Raw genomic sequence first — 18,472 nt, 5'->3', positions numbered from 1 at the left:
ATGGGTCAGTTAATTGTAGTATCTAATCGGGTCACACAACCTCAAGTTGGACAAGCGGTGGGTGGGCTGGCTGTGGCTTTAAACGATGCCCTAAAAGATCACGGCGGAACATGGTTAGGGTGGAACGGTGCACAAGTATCTGATACGCACCCATTGGAATTTCAAGAGCAACAGCATGATCAAGTGACCTATGTCACCACGCCATTGAATCACAATGAATATCAAAACTTCTATTCAGGTTTTGCCAATAATACTCTATGGCCAATGCTACATAGTCGCTTGGATTTGATGGTTGAAGACCCAACACAATTTCAAACCTATCAACAAGTGAATCAACGCTTTGCCCAAAAGATTGCCGAAATCGCCCAAGAAGACGATATCATTTGGGTGCATGACTATCATTTTTTAAGTTTGGCCGAGCAGTGCCGACAATTGGGCTTAAAAAATCGCATTGGATTTTTCTTACATATTCCCTTTAGTGATACAGACCATTGGCAGCAATTGCATGTGGCGAATACGCTGCTCACAGATTTATTGGCTTATGATGTTATTGGTCTACAAACGCAAGCGGACCAAGACGAGTGTATTGAGGTGTACCAATCTTTGCTCAATACTGCCATTAAACACAACACGATTTTTTATCAACAGCGCCGCGTTTTAGTACAAGCTTATCCAATTGGGATTGATCCTTATGCAATTCAACAGGCAGCTCAAGGCGATAACTTGTTGCTACAAGACTACTTTGACCCTATACCCAAGCACAATGTGCCGTGGATTATCTCAGCCGAACGTGTGGATTACTCTAAAGGCATTTTAGAACGTTTAGATGCCATTGAATCTTGGATCAAAGAACAACAAGCTTCCGATTGTTTTGCCGTAATACAGGTGGCTTGTCCTTGCCGGATGGAGGTCGAGACCTACAAACACCTCTATAACAGCGTAAATCAGCGCATTGCCTCGATCAATCAAGATTTATCTAGCTTAGAGGGTCAACCCATTTATGTCACCAATCAAATGATTCCTCATCATCAACTGATGCAACTTTACAAAAAAAGTGCCGTGTGTTGGGTCAATTCATTGAAAGATGGCATGAATTTGGTTGCCAAAGAGTATATTGCAGCACAAGATCCCAATAATCCTGGGGTGTTGATTTTATCTTGCCATACTGGCGCTGCAGAACATATGCAGCAGGCTTTAATAGTTAATCCGCATGACATTAAAAGCTTAAAAGATGCCTTAAGTAAAGCACTTGATATGCCTTTATCTGAACGCATGATCCGTTACCATGCCCTGATCAAAGACCTTGAGCTGAATGATATTTACGCTTGGCGCGCCTCGTTTCTTAAAGATTTAAGACACGCCAATACAAGACATTTGCATGAGGTTTAAACAGCAATTTGCTCGTGTTTTAACGTGAAATAATTGACCACAGCAATTAAACTTAGACCGATAGCAATCACCGCAAATACGGCAGTTAAGCCAAAGACTTCACTGCCTAGCCCTACCAAAGCTGGACCTAACAGTGAGCCGGTGTATGCAAAGGTCGATACATAAGATAATGCTGCAGCTTTGGGCATTTGATTTTGTCGCCCTACACGCGAAAACATAATCGGAACGATGTTGGCACATCCTAATCCTAACAAACTATAGCCCAATAACACCATCAGCCAATGTGGTGCTAAGATCACCACGCTTAAGCCTAAACCTGCCATTAAGGCACCTAAAAACACAGTTTTAGCCTCTCCAAAATAGTGCTGAATCCGACGCCCAGCAAAGCGCCCCATGGTCATGGTAATGGCAAAACATGTATACGCCAGACCTGCATAAGCTGCGTCTACCCCAAATTCTTGAGTTAAGTAGATCCCGCTCCAATCCATAGCCGAACCTTCGGATAGAAATGCAATAAAACACATGATGCCAATCAGGACAATAAAAGGGCTTGGTAAACCACGTTTGGTTTTTGGACCCAACTTCTCAGATTCTGTGGGTGCAGATTGTAAACATTTGGGCACAGCCAGCAAAGTCACCAGTAAAATACAGGCTGCAATGATTAAAGCACCAAGTAATGGGCTTAATCCCAGTGCCAATAAAACAGTCATGCTCATCACGCCCAATAAACCACCTAAGCTACACATGCCATGGAAACTCGACATCATGTTTTTGGCATACTGTTTTTCAACCATGACGGCTTGTAAGTTAATTGCAACGCCTAAACTTCCTGCAGCTGCACCAAAGGCAAATAGACTTATACCTAAAGCCCACGTGGTGGGTAGCATGGCCAATAAAGGCAAAACCACAATAAATACTGCCAATGTCACGGCAATAATTAAACGTCCACCCATTTTTTGGATCAACATCCCTGTCAGTGGCATTGCCAACATCGAGCCAATACCGGCACATAACAATAAACCACCAAAATCTGCATGATTCAAAGACAAACGTTGCTGGGCAAACGGAATGAGGGGTGCCCATGCCGCAGTGGAAAAGCCCAAGCTAAAGAAACATAATAAGGTAGCTAAACGTTGCGCCGATAGCGGGGGTGCTTGGACGCGCGCAACATGCGCTACGGTTTTTGATTGCAACATCGAAATACCTAAGCAAATAAAGTGAAGCGTCCAATTGCACAATATCCATAGAAAAACCCCTGTATATTGAGATTAAAAAAGAATCTCTACAGGGGTGATTTGGCGAAATTATACACATTTTGGATAAAAATTCAGCGTTTTTTGGTATTAAAGCTTAAAATTCCAAATTTATTATTATTTTGCTTATAAAAACAATATTTTAATATTTAGAGTTTAATTCTATGAGTTGCTCGCTTTTTGCAATAACTGTTGTTTGGTATGTAGATTCCTTAAAAAATGTGCGAAGCCTTCGTCTACACGTCCGTCTAAGCGGCTACTGGTGGTGACCCGAACTTGATTACTCCAAAGTACCTCAAAGTTTTGGGCCAGCATGCGTTGCACTAAATCTACATCTTCATGACAACTTAAACCCAAAAAACCACCGACTTTTAAATATGCCTCACGGCTAAAACTTAAATTGGCGCCGTGTATATGCCGATGCCCCATACGATCTTGATAGTGAACTTGATATAAAGCTTGAGTCTGTTTTGATAAGTCTTGCCAATCTGAAATACACACCACGCCACAAATCAAATCGGCTGGTTGATGCTTTAATTGTGAGACCAACCAATTGGGGCTCACTGTACTGTCGGCATCGGTACAGGCAATCCATGTAGCACCTTGCTCTAGCAAATAACGTACCCCCAAATCACGCACTTGCCCCACACAACGTAATTCACAACATAAATAGTCAATGTTCAATGCTTGCACATGTGTCAAGGTTTGATCTGTGCAACTGTCCAATACCACCACAACACGGACTTGCACATGATCTGCAACGATATCAATGGCGTGTTGTAATGCCAATAAACAAGATTTGATTGATTGTTCTTCATTACATGCAGGAATTACGACACCAATCATACTAAACCTTCTTGTTGTGCCAGATTAATACTGGCATTTGACCAAACATCAATCAAAAAATCAGGGTCTTTTACAGTTAAATAATGGTCTAAGTTGAGCTGTTGTAAGTGTTGATGCACCAAATTACCATCTAACTCAAAGCCTTCAATTGAATGACGCCAATGACAACACAATAAAGTCCCACCTGGTATTAAATGTTTATTCAGCCACGTCATCACCTCATCAAGTGCAACAGTATCCAAATAATATAAAATCTCACTCACAATGATTAAATCAAAGGATTGATGAGGGAGCTGTGTGGGTACCCAAGCCTGTTGCACTTCCACGTGTGAATAAGCCGCCAAACGCTGCCGTGCTAGATCTACAGCTTTAAAATGCCCATCTAAACACAGTAATTGATCACAGCGCGCTGCAAGTGCCTCACTAAACACTCCATTACTGCACCCAATTTCTAAGGCTTGTTGATAATGTGGTTTTAACAACACACTTAAACAGATATGACGTTTGCGCTGTTCATACCAACGTTGCTCATAACCCCACGGATCATCTTTGTTGGCATAGATCTCATCAAAATAGAGTTGGGTGTTTAGCATATATAGACTTCCCCAGCTTTACACAAACGCTCAATGGCATGCGTTGATAAAATAGGTGGATTGAGGGTAGTTGGGTCAACTTCAATTTGGGTTTTAAAACAATTGATCGCGTCACGTTTTTTTTGTTGCTCAGTTAAACTCAGCTCTAAGCGTTGTGCACGCGACCACGGAATACGGGCATCATGAGGCACAGCCCAATGCCATGCCCAAATTAAAACTTGATAACACAGCAAGCCATGATCACGAGCAAATTTTTCGGCAATCTTACCTGTGCCTTCATGATCTGGATGACCATCTTGCGCAAAGGTAGCTACCAAAATATCCTGATCATGAATAATATGTTCTAGCGCTAAATACAGGGAATTTTGTTGTTGATATACCTGTCCATCGGGTAGATTTAATGCTATACGTTCAACGTGTTCTGCCACACCTAATACATGTAAGGCTGCTTGGGTTTCTTGTGGTCTTAGGTCATTTAAATCATTGGAGGTATACTGAGTTGAATCGGGATGACTTGCAGCTCCATTGGTTACTGCAATGATTAAAATAGGATTGCCTTGAGCCACCAATTGCTGCACCAAACCACCACAGCCCAAAATCTCATCATCTGGGTGTGGTGCTAAAATACATACACGGCGACCTTCGGGGAAAGCTGTTTTTATATTAAATACAGGCAGTTGTTGTAAGCCTTGCCAATCTTGCCAAGTTTGCGCATCTGTACCATCGCCTATAATGACGCGGTCATCCACAATGTCATGTTTTATAGCATCCATGTTTCTGCCTCCTCATTAATTGCCAATGTCCCAATCTGCTCTAAATCAAATGCACCATGCGTTTGGCGAATAAATACTGTTAAATCTGCAATAAGTTGGGCAAAGTGCCCATCTTGACAAAAAGGTGCTGCCCCTAAAGCTAAGCCTACTCGTTCCATAACTAAACGCGCTGTGTGTTCGGTACATTGACGCAGGATACGGATTTGATATTCATGACTGTGTTTCGGTGATTGATCAATACGCCGTGCGATTTCCTGAAAATATTGGCGATTGACATGCAGTGCTGTACTGATTTCACCTAAATACATGGCTTTAAAAGCATGCGGTTTATAGCGTAAATGATCTGCTAATTTTTGGGCTAAATGTGTACATGCTCCATACCAACAGGCAGCAACTCCTGCTGCACCGTGCCAAAATCCAGGTCGGCTTAAATAAGCATTGGGCGCAGCAACCTTTTCAACAGCAACATCATTAAAGAAAATATTGGCTGTTTGTGTCTGTTGCATCCCAACAGCCTGCCAAACGCTATGGTTGATCTGTATATTTGCATCACGTAAATCAACTAAAATTAGTTGCGTTTGTTGAGCTTCATCTCGATAAGTCATTAAAGCTTTTTCAACGATTCCGGCTCCAGAACACCAAGGTTTAACACCATGACATAAATCATTTGTCACATTTAAAGCTTGAGGTCCACCCTCTGCTGCCCAAACTGCGTAGATTGCATCATTTTGTGCTGCATGACCCAACTCACGTAGAATACTTAATGCATCTAAATGTGATTCAAACCATTTGACCAAGCTTAAATCTAAGGCTGCAAGCTGAGATAAAATTTGCCAACGTCTTAAGGTTGCCCCTTCACCAGAATGAGGGACATCAGCACTGGCTTGTACAAGCTTTTGTAGTTGAGTGACATACGCGCTACTGCTGCTGAATAGGTGTTTAGATTGCTTTAAATTTTCAATACATTCATCAATCAACATAGCTTCTCTTTATTGTTGTACATTTTTTTAATAGTGAATAATCACAGCATACCTGCAAATGAAGTTACAATGTGTTAACTTTTTAAAGCTCAATGCTTCAAGTCACTTAAAAATTCTGCGTCCTGATCAGCCTTGAATGTATCCATTATTAAAATGAGCCTTGCGTTAATTGGCGTCTTAACCATGACCAACTGGCATAATCTTACATACGATAGCTTTGTAAATCTGTTTTATAATTTGTTGCTCGAAGTTACCAGGGTACATCTTTAAGCTCTTTAAATTGCGATACTGTAATCCGCTGACCAAATTGTATATATAAACGCTGTGGCTTAGGCAAAGCAGATCCCCATAGATCTGTTGCCAGGGGAACCGTCACGTAGGTAGGATTTTAATCTTTGTACTGCAAATAACCTTTTGGTCAATCTGTGCTATTTAAGATGATTTGCATCTAAATGGATAGGGTAACTTTAAACAGATCATCGCTTGATTCCGCTGAATGATGTCATCCAAGCCATTCGATTTATTCTTTCAACTTCTAAAGCCAGTTGTGTAAAAGAAATTTTAATGCCAGCAATGCAAGATAAAAATATGTAACATCATGAAAAACATATATTTGTACACAATACTATAAAATCTTAGGATAAGTTTATGATAAATATTGGTATTTTATTATTTGATGAAGTTGAGGTGCTGGATTTTGCAGGTCCGTATGAAGTCTTTGGGATCAGCTTAGATGACAATAATAATAGAATTTTTAACGTATTGACCATTGCACAAAAACATGAAATTTCAGCCAGAAATGGTCTTGTGGTTAAATGTGATTATCTTTTAGAAGATTGTCCGCAGCTGGATATATTGGTGATTCCCGGCGGCTATGGTGCTGAAACAGTAGAGCTTTATAACACCACACTTTTAAATTGGATTAGGCAACAACACTACACTACCCAAATGACTTTTTCTATCTGCACCGGTGCTTTTATATTGGCAGAAGCAGGTTTATTAGACGGGTTAAGTGCTACCACACACTGGATGGATCTTGAGCGCTTAGAAACACAATATCCCCAAATTAATGTGATTAAGAATGTTAAATTTGTTGATCAAGATAAAATCTTAACTGCTGCATGAATCTCTTCTGGTATTCATGCATCTTTATACGTTGTGGCTAAAGTGACCACTCGAGAGATTGCGTTAAACACCGCTAAACGCATGGAATTTGAGATAAATTTTTAGATCATTAGCCAAACCCATTCAAGTATATCGTCATCTTCTATTTGGGTGAGTCTGGCTTTAATATTGCAGTGCATTCACAATTTTAAGGTTTAGATATTCAGAGAAAATTTGATTTATTTTTAAGCATGGTATGTGTATGGATCAGACTGTTAATTATAGCGGTAGCTGCTTATGTGGGAATATTAATTTCTTTATTCATCAAGACATTAAAACTATATATTACTGTCACTGTAGCTTATGTCGTAAGCAAAGTGGTACTGCATCCAATGCAGCAACTTTAGTCAACCAGAGCTTTTTTGAATGGACAGCAGGCGTAGAGTATATTGAGGCTTTTAAAAAAGCCTCAGGCTTTAGTGCTTGTTTTTGTAAGCTGTGTGGTTCTCCTGTACCCAATCAAGTCAGCAATAGCACATGGATGTGGATTCCTCTTGGCTTACTAAATGAACTACCGAATATTCAAACCAGACTCAGTTTTTGTCTTCATTCAAAAATCAATTGGGCACCAGCAATAACGGTAGACCATGCCTATAGTGAATTACCTAATCGTTCTGAATTAGATAGATATTTTACTTAAGATCACAGTGCAACTTTTAAGCTTAACCTTGGAGTCTTGTGTTGTGACAATGGGTCAATTTCACTGAGTACATACAGCGTTTTTTCTTTTTTGCATTCAAGCAGTTTATTATGCGGATAAAATGAGATTTGTCCTGAATGCTTTGGCTGAGCGTAGAAAAACTCAATTGTTTGATGGTCTGAATGAGGTTTATGCCATACTTCATAGCCATCAAATTGACTCATCTTCAAGTAATTTTTGCTCAGTGCTGTGCAGATATAATTCATTTGTTTGATCTGCAAATTTTCCTCAATCGTACAACCTGTACATAAAAATATGAGAACTAAAATAGTGATTAACGGATTCATCATGATTGAAGGGTCTTGAAGTTATTTTTATTCATGTTAAATTTTTGCTATAAATAAATACAGACACAATATTATTTAAAAAAAGAGTACAGATGTGGCTTTTCATTATCAAAATTTAGCGGATCGATTAACTGAGAGTATTGTGTCAGGAGATCTTCCACCCCATCATAAGCTGAGCTCTTTACGCTCTTTTGCAGGTCATCATGCTGTCAGTATAACAACAGCCAAAGCATGCTATGAATTATTAGAAGTAAGAGGTCTTATTGTGGCCAAGCCCAAAAGTGGCTACTTTGTTAAAAATATTCATAGCGTGCTAGAGCCACCGACTCATCCATATTTTAGTTCATGCGCACAAGCGATTAGTAATTTAGAACTGCAAAATGAAATACAAGAAGCTTCTATTCATCCATCAGGCGTACATTTAGGAGCAATCCAACTTTCACCCAAACTTATCCCAACTGATACTTTGAGAAGATCAATCCAACGCGCGCTAAAACATAGTGCACCACAAGACTTTCTGTATAGTGATAAACAAGGTCATCTTAAACTACGTCAAGCATTATCAAGTCATTGCGCTGAAGATGGTATTTATATCAATGAAAACTCAATTTTTATCACGCACGGCTGTTTGTCAGCCATTTCTATTGTGATTCAGCTCCTAACACAAGTTGGGGACAATATTATTGTGCCAACGCCAAATTATAATGGGCAACAATTATTGCTTGCTAACTTAGGACGCAATATTTTAGAAATCCCTGCATCTCATAACGGTATAGATTTACAGCGCCTAGAACACGTTATGGCAACATCAAAGGCAAAAGTATGCTTACTCACCATCAATTATCATAATCCTCTGGGATTTTGCTTAAGCAACAGCGATAAAGAAAAAATTGCTCAACTGGCCGCTCAATATGAATGTTTTATCATTGAAGATGATATCTATTCAGAATGTGGTCACACCACTTTAAGGCCCCTACCTATTCAATATTGGGATACACAAGGGCGTGTGTTTTTATGTAGTTCCATTTCCAAGTCATTATCACCCGCTTATCGGATAGGATGGTTATGTTTGCCTGCACAACAAGAACATCTTAAAGACCGTTTATTGTCTTTATCAAGTCTCGTCAATACGCCATTACAGCTTGGATTAGCAGATTTTATACATTGTCGCGCCTATCGACAGCATTTAAATAAATTAAGATTTACGCTGGCTCAACAAGTTGATGAATACAGAAATTTTATGATTGAGATTTTTAAAGAGATCAACATAAAAATCACCCAACCTCAAGGTGGCTACTGCCTATGGATGCAACTGCCTACCAAGATTAAGGGGCTTGATATCTACAAATTTGCACAACAGCAAGGTATCAATATTGTACCTGGTGAAGTATTTAGTTCAGATGAAAAATACTCTAATTTCATTAGGTTAAATGCTGGCTATCCTTTAAATCCAAGGATTAGAAGTGCACTTGTTAGCTTAAGAGATTGGCTACAAGTACAATGCTCAAATCATCAATTTTAATAGGTGTTTAAAAAAATCCTATCACGACTGCATCTGCTGATTTAAAGCAAAACCTAAACGTATATGCAATTAAAAATGGGCACAAGATCAATCTTATGCCCATGGACTGCTTCAATCAGTCATCTCAATTATTCAATAGTTAAAGGCATACATTGATCCAAATAATCTGCCCACCATTGCATCATTTCTTGGCGCTGATTTAAATACTCAGCATGGTTATAACTGCCACGGGTTTGGTCTTTATCTGTATGTGACAATTGCGCTTCAATCCAACTCGATTGGAACAGACCCGAATCATTTAAAATCGTACTTAAAGTAGAACGTAAACCATGTGAAGATAGCTGTTCGCTACTATAGCCCATACGACGAATCAGCGTATTTAAGGTATTAAAATGCAGGGCTTGACCTGCATGACGTGGGCTTGCAAACACATATTTTTCACCTGTTGACCAATCCATTGCTGAACGTATCACTTCAATGGCTTGATCAGACAAAGGTACCAAATAATCAGGCACCTGCATCCCAAGCACAACACGGCGTCTAAATTGTTTAACATGCATGGCAGGAATACGCCATAATTTATTTTCTAAATCAAAATGTTGTGGTTCTGCAGATAAAAGTTCAGCACCACGTACACCTGTATATAATTTTAGCCACAATGCCTTTTTCACAATCGGATGTGCTTGGCTTTGCTTAAGACGACTTAAAAAATCAGGTAAATTTTCAGTTTGTAAGTAAGGATAGTGCTGTTTAACACGTTGCTTAATAATCACCTTTTGTAAACCAATTGCAAGATTGTAATCGGTGTATCCCATAGCGACTGCATAATCATAGATTTGATTAAGATAACTACACGCTTTTTTAACAGGCTCTTTAACGCCACGACTTTCAATATGGCGAATCACTTGAACCAAATCAAAACGTTTTAAGCTTTCAAATTCTTTATCGCCAAGTAAAGGCAAAATATCTTGCGTTAAGGCCTTACGCGCCAATTCAAGCACACCTGAACGTGGTCGGTCTTTTAGCGCATTCTTTTCTTTAAAATCCAACCACTCAAGCGCAATTTTTTCAAAACTTAGAATACTGCTACTTTCTTCGGTTTGATTAAAGACGTCATCCTTTTTATCATCACGTACAAGACGTGCTTGCTTTAATGACATCTCAGGATAAATCCCTAATTTTACACGCGGGCGCTTGGTACTGTTGGGCATAGAGTAGCGGTAACTCCATGACTTGGTACCATTGGGTTCGATCTTTAGGCTCAGACCATCATCATCCGCCATAAAGTATGTTTTATCACGAGGTTTGGCTTGGCGAATACGTTGTTCTGTTAAACTCATAGCAATTTTAATGTAAGGTACACATGTGCAATCTAAAGCACTTTTGTAAAAATAACAAGCACTAAGTATGATGCGTGTAAGACGCATCACATTAATAAAACAAGTTATTGTTATTTATATAATTATTAAAGAAAATAGATTTAATATTAACCATATAATTAACCCTTTTTTAAGATTCAAATTTTATGAGAATGTTTCATATTGCCAAAAAATAGACAATTAAAAGGATGATCACGTTGAAGCGAACACATTTAGATAACTTCTTATGTACTATGAAAATTTTTTTATTCAAGGAATGAGAAGCAAAAATACCTATAAGGGTTGAATCAAATAGCGTGAATCTAGAAATAAAGTCATTTTATTATTTTCGATTTACTGACTAAATAATATCTATCTCACCATTGATTACCATTTGAGTCCTCAACTTTTTCGTCTAACATTTATAGACAGCCAACTTATGGGTTAAATGTTGGTTCAATGGGTCATTAAAACCTACTTTGAGGAAGATGTATATTGGGTTTAGCATGGTCACTACTAAACGGTCAAGCTACTGTGATCTTTGATTGCCATAATGTAAATAATTCTAAGCATCTTATCGATCACTGCCGCCATACTGCAATATATGTTATGTTACTTAATTTAATGCATGACCTTTGTAGCGAACCAACTGAATCCCAGTATAGCTATAATTTTCGTAACCAGATTTAAGTAGTTAGCCAACTTTATAGCATAATTGACAGCTAGACACACGCAGCTTGTGACAAGGTCATATTTACCCTAAAGGGAGTCTTCACATGAAATATCATAAAAAGTGTTTAATTAGCACTTAAGGCTAAAATCTCTAGGGTAATTTTTTTTACCTCATTGCGGCTTTGCATAATATGTCCAGTTAACGCTTGAATACTTGCTTTTAGGTCTTTTGCCAAAATTAAACGGAGTATATTTTGGTGTTGTGCATAAGTGGCTTCAATACGATGGATTTTAGAGAAATCTAAGCGACGAATCATACGAATTTTTTCATTTAACTCATGATGAAGTTTGGTCATTTCTTGATTGCCTGCTAACATGACCAACTGACTATGAAATGCTTCATCTTGCTGTGCAAGTAGCTTAAGATCACCTATATAATTCTCAGGCTCAACACACCATATTGTAGTAAGTTCAGAAAGCAATTGATTTAATTGAGGTTGTGGTATTTTACAAAGTTGCTCAATGGCATGACATTCAAATAAAATTCTAAGATCATAACGTTCTTCATAACTCTTAAAATGTAAAGGACGAACTTGCCAACCGCGTCTAAACTGCACATCCACATAACCTTCTTGTTGTAAACGGTATAAGGCTTGGCGTATGGGTGTTCGGCTTACAGAATAGATTTGGGCAATTTCAGATTCAGTAAAATATTGTCCTGGCATCAATTGAAAATCAAAAATATCGTTTTTAATTTTTTCAAACACCAGCTCAGACAAATTGTCTGAGCTGCGTGCTGATGCCTTCGGTGAATGTAGAAGGCTCATGGTTTACTCCATATAAACCAATGGTTCACCGCTTTGCACTGTTTGACCAGCACGGCAAATAATGGCTTTGACAATGCCATCTTCATCAGCATAGACAGGTAATTCCATTTTCATCGCTTCAATAATGGCAATGGTCTCGCCTTTTTTAACACGTTGCCCCGACTCTACCAAAATTTTCCAAATATTACCGGTCATAGACGCATTTAAAGCTGCATATTGACTATAGTCGGTATGATCTTGTACGACCTCTATTTCAGTAGGAGCATCAAATTGATCTTTCCAACGTGCCACTTCTGTTGTAAATGCACGCTGTTGCTGTGCTTTAAACGTTGCAATGCTGTCTTGTTCTTGAATTAAGAAAGCTTGATATTGTGCAAAATCAAACTCAGTCTCTTCAATCTTAATTTCAGCTAATCCATGAGCAAAGTCGGCACGAAATTGATCCAATTCAGCTTCACTGACTTCATAATATTTAATTTGATCAAAGAATCTTAAAAACCATTGTTGATCACCAAATTGCTTGTTCTTCTTAAATTTATTCCAAATAGGTAGCGTACGGCCAATCAATTGATAGCCACCTGGGGAATCCATACCATAAATGCACATGTACATGCCACCAATACCCACGGTCCCTTCTGCGGTAAAAGTACGTGCAGGGTTGTATTTGGAGCTCAATAGACGATGGCGAGGATCAAGTGGTACGGCACAAGGTGCAGTTAAATACACATCGCCCAAACCTAAAATGAGATAGTTGGCATCAAAAATAATATCTTTGACCTGTTGGCGATTGTCTAGGCCATTGATACGTTGGATAAAGTCGACATTATTAGGTAACCATGGCGCTTCGGCACAGACACTTTCTTGATAACGTGTGACTGCAGCTAAAGTTGCTGAATCTTCAAATGCCATAGGCAGATGAATAATACGAGATGGGATTTTAAGATCACTTAAATCCCCCAGTTGTTGTTCAAGACCAAGTAAAAACTCAATTAACTGCCTTTGAGGGAGGCATAAGCCATCATATTTAATTTGCAATGAGCGCACACCAGGCGATAACTCTAAAATACCTGCTGGTTTGGCTTCACCAATCAGTTGCATTAAACGATGCACACGTAAACGTAGAGCTAAATCTAGTACATTTTCACCATACTCTAATAAGATATAGCTATCGCCTGCTTGACGGTATACTGCTTTTGGTGCTTGATCTGTAGCAGCTTTGACTGCAAGAATACTTTGTGCTTCAACAACAGCTTGATCTTGGCTATTAATGCTTTGAGGAGCCTGAGAAAAATCCTCAATACGTTGCTTTTGCGCGATTTCTAAAGCATTGGCTTGCTCAATCGACATTGGATAAAAACGCAGGGTATCGTCAGCTTTGAGTTGTCCAATTTTCCACAACTCTGCTTTTGCAATGGTTACAGGACAGACAAACCCACCAAGACTTGGACCATCTTTGGCTAAAATCACTGGAAAATCACCAGTAAAGTTAATCGCACCAATGGCATACTCACAATCATGTACATTAGAGGGATGTAGACCTGCTTCTCCGCCATTTTCACGTGCCCAGCTTGGCGTAGGTCCGCTTAAACGAATCCCCAGACGATTAGAGTTAAAATGGACTTTCCAGGTTGATGCGAAAAAATATTCGATGTATTCAGCTTTAAAGAAGTCTGGTGCCCCGTGTGGCCCATATAACACCCCAATGTCCCAGGTTTTGCCATATGTTGGAATTAAATCCTGTGCAAGTGCTTGAGGCTCAGCAATCGCCAAGGGTAAGCCGTCGCTTGGCAGCTCAGGATTCACCATCTTGATCATGTCACCGGCACGCAAAACGCGTCCGGCATGCCCACCAAAATTACCCAAAGCAAAAGTAGAGCGGCTCCCTAAATATTCGGGAACATTTAAACCATCTCGCACCGCCAAATAGGTACGACAGCCTGATTCAACTTGACCAACTTTTAAGGTTTGCCCAGCCTTCACCTCAATCGGTTGCCAAAAGTCTACAGCCGTGCCATCAAGGCTGACACAACATGGTGCTCCGGTTAAAGCAATAATGCTTTGGGCATGAAATTTAAGCGTAGGTCCTTCTAAGGTAAATTCAAAACCGGCTGCAGTTTGTGCGTTGCCCACAATTTTATTCGCCAGTTGAAATGCATAGTCGTCCATAGGACCTGACGGTGGTACACCAATATCCCAATATCCTACACGGCCTGGATAATCTTGGATTGAGCTTTGTGTACCGGCTTGAATGACCTCGATGACGTTCGGAATATAGTTGAAATTATCCAACATGCGTGTCCAAATCTGCATATTTTCAAAGCGTGAATCTGATACTACACTTAATGCATAATCTAAATTGGTACTAATACCATTGAGGCGAGTTTCGGCCAGTGCTGTTTTTAATGTGCTCAGTGCTGCTTCACGATTCTGTGCATGCACAATAATTTTAGCAATCATTGGATCGAAGTATTGAGAAATCTCAGTGCCTGTACTAACCCATGTATCAACGCGTACATTTTTAGGGAAATACACATCGGTTAAAATCCCGGGGCTGGGTTGAAAATTTTTGACTGGATCTTCAGCGTAAATTCGTACTTCAATTGCCACACCTTTGGGTTGAATATTAGCCAAAAATGCCCAATCAAGTGTCTCTCCTGCCGCAACTTTTAACATACATTCAATCAGGTCTAAGCCCGTCACCATTTCTGTGACAGGATGCTCAACCTGTAATCGAGTATTCACCTCTAAGAAATAAAACTCATCTCGTGCTGCATCATAAATAAATTCAACGGTGCCTGCACTACGGTATTTGACCAATTGCCCCAGTTGCACGGCAGCTTGATGTAATTTTTGTCGGGTTGCTTCAGGTAAATGTGGTGCTGGCGTCTCCTCTACAACTTTTTGGTTACGACGCTGTAATGAACAATCGCGTTCACCCAGTGCGACCACTTGTCCTTGACCGTCACCGAAAATCTGTACCTCGACATGACGCGCTTGATCAATAAAGCGCTCTAAAAAAACCCCTGAATCTTTAAAAAATTGTTCTCCCATACGCTTTACGCTTTCATAAGCAAGATGCAATGCCTGTGCATCATCACAACGTGTTAAGCCAATCCCGCCACCGCCTGCAGTACTTTTGAGCATAATAGGATAACCAATCTGATCAGCAGCCACTAATGCCTCTTCTAAACTTTGCAGTAAGCCTGTTCCCGGTGTCATTGGCACCTCAGCTGCAGCTGCAAGTTCACGTGCGCGATGTTTTAAACCAAATTCTAAGATTTGTTGCGCTGTAGGTCCCATAAAGGCAATCTGGTTATCTTCACAAGCACGGGCAAAATCTGCACTTTCCGACAAGAAGCCATAGCCTGGGAAAATCGCTTGTGCACCCGTGTGTTTAGCAGCTGCAATCAGCTTTTCAATACTTAAATAAGTATCGCTGGGTTTAATCCCCTCTAATGACACCGCAAGATCGGCATCTAAGACATGTTGTGCATAGCGGTCTGTATCTGAATAGACAGCAACAGATGTAATGCCCATTTTTTTCAAAGTACGGATCGCACGTACAGCAATTTCGCCTCGGTTTGCAATTAAAACAGTAGTGAACATTGTCATCCTCTTATTTTTGTCAATTTTTATAGGTTTAAATTTTGAGACTTTTTAAGCCAGTGCCGCGTTGTTTTTAGTGTGATTGAGTTGTTGGATATAGGCACGCCATCCACCCAATGCACTAATATCTGTCGCACCATTGAGTCCATAGGGCTCACAGATAAAACCTTTAACCCAACGTCCATCACTGAGCTCTACATTGCCCATACCCAATGGTGTTGGAATTTCTGCCACAAATTCACCAAAACGTGCCTTTGGAATATCCCAAAGTTCTACAACAATTTTCTGTCCTTGATGTTTATCTACACGTGCTAGACCTGGTTTCGGTGGTACCGTACCTGGTAAGGCATATAAAGCATAATCTGCCGAAGTGTGTGTGGTTTCTACATGCACAGCATGACGCGTCGTCAGTTGGAAATTAAGGGGCATTCCGGTTAAATGTGCTCCGACCACAGCAACTCGAAAATGATGTGCCGAGACCGTTTGGCTGTGCTCCTGCTGGGGTAATTTTTTATTGAATGCACCTAGGGGTAAGTTGGTATGCTGTTGCCATGTTTTTGCAAAATCAAGTAATGCTGTGTCATGCCACGCCGGCGCAATTAACGTAATACCAAAAGGTAAGCCATCGCGACGAAAACCCGCTGGTACTGCTAAAGCACTCAAATCTGCCAAATTGGTAAAATTTGTATAGGTACCAAAATGGCTATTGTTTTCAATCGGCGCCGTGACCATATCTTCAATACGGTGAATTGTGGGTGAGGTTGGAACAATTAACGCATCAAAGTCAGCAAGTTGCATTTGAATAAAACGCGCCAAATCTTGTTTAAGATATTCTGCTTGATAAGCATCCACTGCAGAATACTGATGACCTTTTTGGATGATTTCTAATACAGTTGGATCAAAATCTTGGTGGTTGGTTTTTAATAAATCAGTAACTGCCGCTGTACGTTCAGCCACCCATGAGCCTTGGTATAATTGTGCTGCCAAAATAGAGAATGCGGAAAAATCAATTGGGGTGAATGTCGCACCTAAGGCTTTGAGTTGTTGTAATGCATTTTCATAAGCAGTCTTTGATTGTTCATCGGCAAAAAATTCTAACTGGGCCGGAATAGCAAAGTTTAAGCTTTGACTGAATTTTGCAGGAGCTGTTTGTGGGTTTACACGTGAATAACTGTCCTGTGTATCGTAGCCTTCCATAATATTGCCGACAATTTCTGCATCTATAGCAGTCAAAGCAAAGATGGAAATACAGTCAATACTTTTACATGCCGGCATTAATCCTGTATTGGAAAAACGTCCTTTGCTTGGCTTAAGTCCAACAATATTATTAAATCCTGCTGGTACACGTCCCGAACCTGCTGTATCGGTACCTAAAGCAATCGGCACTAAGCCACGCGCCACTACGCTGGCCGACCCCGAACTTGAACCACCGCTGACATAGTCTGGGTTGAAGGTATTAGTGACTGTACCAAATGGAGAACGTGTGCCAACCAGGCCTGTCGCAAACTGATCGAGATTGGTCTTGCCCACAATAATGGCACCCGCTTGTTTAAGACGTGAGATCACAAAAGCATCTTGATCTTTAACTTGTGTAAGTACTTTACATGCAGCCGTGGTTGCAAAACCTGCAACATCAATATTGTCTTTAATCGCAACAGGAATACCATAAAGTGGCAGTTGCTTTGCATGCTCTTTTTCATTTAAGGCATTGATTTGTGCACTGAGCACTTCACGGGATGCAATTGAAATCCAAGCTGGATCGTTTTGATCAAATTGGCTGACATATTGATATAAGTCATCCAGTTGAATGTCTTGGTGTTGGTAAGCATGATGCCATTCTGAAATTGTCCAACCCATCATTTTATTATTGCCCATTGTTGCATCCTATCTTGTATACAAGTTTGGATACCATTATGCAGAACTTATGCCAACTTTGTATAATCTATATATTTCAGCTAGATAGCTTTATTTTATTGAACGTGAAAAATTAAATGAGCAGCAATATGATTGATTTTAGATCTGATGTTTTTATTTTGGTGCACAAATACAGATTCTCACAACATAAATTTTGAGCTCATTTTTTATTGAGATGAAAAAAAGATATGATGCGTTGTATTTAAGCTTTAGATCGCCACCGAAGACGATAAAATTAATATTACACAAACACAACAATATGGCGTGAAAAAGGAATATGCAGTTGATTTAAAACTCGATAAGATCAGCTTATCTTAGTTAGTATAGTGTTATATGTCCCCCCGAATACGTCAGTTTTTTAAACGCTTTTTTCCTCAAAATACAACACACGTATTACAGCTTAAACAAGTGTTACGTAGTGAAAGCGAAACTTTGTTATTTCAAAAACATAAAAATAGCCAATGTCCGCAAATAAAGCGTGCAATTTATGCCACATTACGCGAGCGTGGTTATATAGCTAAATACCAAATAAATCATTACAGTAATCTTTAAATAATTTATCAATATCTTTAACTCTAAACTTATTTC

14 protein-coding genes and 1 pseudogene are annotated in these 18,472 nt (G+C 39.6%); 5 read left to right on the top strand and 10 right to left on the bottom strand.

The window, feature by feature from the left end; translation table 11 throughout:
• A complete protein-coding gene (locus Q0017_RS01485) occupies positions 1-1,389 on the top strand; it encodes a trehalose-6-phosphate synthase (RefSeq protein WP_298141924.1) in 1,389 nt (462 codons plus the stop codon).
• On the opposite strand, the gene Q0017_RS01480 is transcribed toward Q0017_RS01485, so the two are convergent.
• The 5 genes from Q0017_RS01480 to Q0017_RS01460 all read right to left on the bottom strand — a co-directional run bounded on the left by Q0017_RS01480 (position 1,386) and on the right by Q0017_RS01460 (position 5,834).
• Complete coding sequence (locus tag Q0017_RS01480) at positions 1,386-2,585, bottom strand: MFS transporter (protein WP_298141923.1); 1,200 nt, start codon at positions 2,583-2,585, stop codon at positions 1,386-1,388. The genes Q0017_RS01485 and Q0017_RS01480 overlap by 4 nt on opposite strands.
• A 219-nt stretch (positions 2,586-2,804) precedes the next feature.
• The gene (locus Q0017_RS01475) at positions 2,805-3,488 is read right to left on the bottom strand and encodes a glycosyltransferase (RefSeq protein WP_298141921.1); all 684 of its coding nucleotides are present in this window, start codon (positions 3,486-3,488) and stop codon (positions 2,805-2,807) included.
• Entirely contained in the window at positions 3,485-4,081 is a 597-nt protein-coding gene (locus tag Q0017_RS01470) for an SAM-dependent methyltransferase (RefSeq protein WP_298141919.1), read from the bottom strand. Before Q0017_RS01470 ends, Q0017_RS01475 begins: the two co-directional genes overlap by 4 nt.
• Positions 4,075-4,854: a PIG-L deacetylase family protein gene (locus Q0017_RS01465; RefSeq protein WP_298141917.1), complete on the bottom strand. Its 780-nt coding sequence runs from the start codon at positions 4,852-4,854 to the stop codon at positions 4,075-4,077. The genes Q0017_RS01470 and Q0017_RS01465 overlap by 7 nt, the downstream gene beginning before the upstream one ends.
• Positions 4,842-5,834: an acyl-CoA dehydrogenase gene (locus Q0017_RS01460; RefSeq protein ID WP_298141915.1), complete on the bottom strand. Its 993-nt coding sequence runs from the start codon at positions 5,832-5,834 to the stop codon at positions 4,842-4,844. The genes Q0017_RS01465 and Q0017_RS01460 overlap by 13 nt, the downstream gene beginning before the upstream one ends.
• Positions 5,835-6,248: 414 nt before the next feature.
• Between Q0017_RS01460 and Q0017_RS01455 the strand changes: the two are divergent.
• From Q0017_RS01455 to Q0017_RS01445, 3 genes and pseudogenes are all read left to right on the top strand, one after another.
• A pseudogene (locus Q0017_RS01455) lies at positions 6,249-6,428 on the top strand (hypothetical protein); the annotation flags it as partial.
• A gap of 54 nt (positions 6,429-6,482) precedes the next feature.
• Positions 6,483-6,959 (top strand): DJ-1/PfpI family protein, encoded by a 477-nt coding sequence (locus Q0017_RS01450; protein ID WP_298141913.1) that lies wholly within the window; start codon positions 6,483-6,485, stop codon positions 6,957-6,959.
• A gap of 241 nt (positions 6,960-7,200) precedes the next feature.
• Positions 7,201-7,638: a GFA family protein gene (locus tag Q0017_RS01445; RefSeq protein WP_298141911.1), complete on the top strand. Its 438-nt coding sequence runs from the start codon at positions 7,201-7,203 to the stop codon at positions 7,636-7,638.
• 2 nt (positions 7,639-7,640) lie between these two features.
• On the opposite strand, the gene Q0017_RS01440 is transcribed toward Q0017_RS01445, so the two are convergent.
• A complete protein-coding gene (locus Q0017_RS01440; RefSeq protein WP_298141909.1) occupies positions 7,641-7,862 on the bottom strand; it encodes a hypothetical protein in 222 nt (73 codons plus the stop codon).
• Between the two features lie 217 nt (positions 7,863-8,079).
• On the opposite strand from Q0017_RS01440, the gene Q0017_RS01435 reads away from it, so the two are divergent.
• Positions 8,080-9,507: a PLP-dependent aminotransferase family protein gene (locus Q0017_RS01435; protein WP_298141907.1), complete on the top strand. Its 1,428-nt coding sequence runs from the start codon at positions 8,080-8,082 to the stop codon at positions 9,505-9,507.
• A gap of 128 nt (positions 9,508-9,635) precedes the next feature.
• Here the strand turns inward: Q0017_RS01435 and Q0017_RS01430 are convergent, their stop codons facing one another.
• The 4 genes from Q0017_RS01430 to atzF form a co-directional block, all read right to left on the bottom strand.
• The gene (locus Q0017_RS01430) at positions 9,636-10,847 is read right to left on the bottom strand and encodes an integrase arm-type DNA-binding domain-containing protein (protein ID WP_298141905.1); all 1,212 of its coding nucleotides are present in this window, start codon (positions 10,845-10,847) and stop codon (positions 9,636-9,638) included.
• Positions 10,848-11,662: 815 nt separating this feature from the next.
• Positions 11,663-12,364, bottom strand: a complete 702-nt coding sequence (locus Q0017_RS01425) for a GntR family transcriptional regulator (protein WP_298141903.1) — start codon at positions 12,362-12,364, stop codon at positions 11,663-11,665.
• 3 nt (positions 12,365-12,367) lie between these two features.
• Positions 12,368-15,970: an urea carboxylase gene (gene uca, locus Q0017_RS01420; protein ID WP_298141901.1), complete on the bottom strand. Its 3,603-nt coding sequence runs from the start codon at positions 15,968-15,970 to the stop codon at positions 12,368-12,370.
• Positions 15,971-16,021: 51 nt separating this feature from the next.
• A complete protein-coding gene (atzF, locus tag Q0017_RS01415) occupies positions 16,022-17,845 on the bottom strand; it encodes an allophanate hydrolase (RefSeq protein WP_297427997.1) in 1,824 nt (607 codons plus the stop codon).
• Positions 17,846-18,472: the final 627 nt, after the last annotated feature.

Origin of the sequence: uncultured Acinetobacter sp. (assembly GCF_947624825.1) — a bacterium.
GTDB lineage: Bacteria > Pseudomonadota > Gammaproteobacteria > Pseudomonadales > Moraxellaceae > Acinetobacter.
The sequence above is the reverse complement of the archived record's forward strand: the minus strand, read 5'-3'. Positions and strand labels throughout refer to the sequence as shown.

Coding starts and splice junctions, on each gene's coding strand:
- Q0017_RS01445 (WP_298141911.1), top strand. CDS start 7,201: ATGGATCAGACTGTTAATTATAGCGGTAGCTGCTTATGTGGGAATATT.
- Q0017_RS01450 (WP_298141913.1), top strand. CDS start 6,483: ATGATAAATATTGGTATTTTATTATTTGATGAAGTTGAGGTGCTGGAT.
- Q0017_RS01480 (WP_298141923.1), bottom strand. CDS start 2,585: ATGTTGCAATCAAAAACCGTAGCGCATGTTGCGCGCGTCCAAGCACCC.
- Q0017_RS01485 (WP_298141924.1), top strand. CDS start 1: ATGGGTCAGTTAATTGTAGTATCTAATCGGGTCACACAACCTCAAGTT.
- Q0017_RS01425 (WP_298141903.1), bottom strand. CDS start 12,364: ATGAGCCTTCTACATTCACCGAAGGCATCAGCACGCAGCTCAGACAAT.
- Q0017_RS01475 (WP_298141921.1), bottom strand. CDS start 3,488: ATGATTGGTGTCGTAATTCCTGCATGTAATGAAGAACAATCAATCAAA.
- Q0017_RS01440 (WP_298141909.1), bottom strand. CDS start 7,862: ATGAGTCAATTTGATGGCTATGAAGTATGGCATAAACCTCATTCAGAC.
- Q0017_RS01430 (WP_298141905.1), bottom strand. CDS start 10,847: ATGAGTTTAACAGAACAACGTATTCGCCAAGCCAAACCTCGTGATAAA.
- uca (WP_298141901.1), bottom strand. CDS start 15,970: ATGTTCACTACTGTTTTAATTGCAAACCGAGGCGAAATTGCTGTACGT.
- Q0017_RS01460 (WP_298141915.1), bottom strand. CDS start 5,834: ATGTTGATTGATGAATGTATTGAAAATTTAAAGCAATCTAAACACCTA.
- Q0017_RS01465 (WP_298141917.1), bottom strand. CDS start 4,854: ATGGATGCTATAAAACATGACATTGTGGATGACCGCGTCATTATAGGC.
- atzF (WP_297427997.1), bottom strand. CDS start 17,845: ATGGGCAATAATAAAATGATGGGTTGGACAATTTCAGAATGGCATCAT.
- Q0017_RS01470 (WP_298141919.1), bottom strand. CDS start 4,081: ATGCTAAACACCCAACTCTATTTTGATGAGATCTATGCCAACAAAGAT.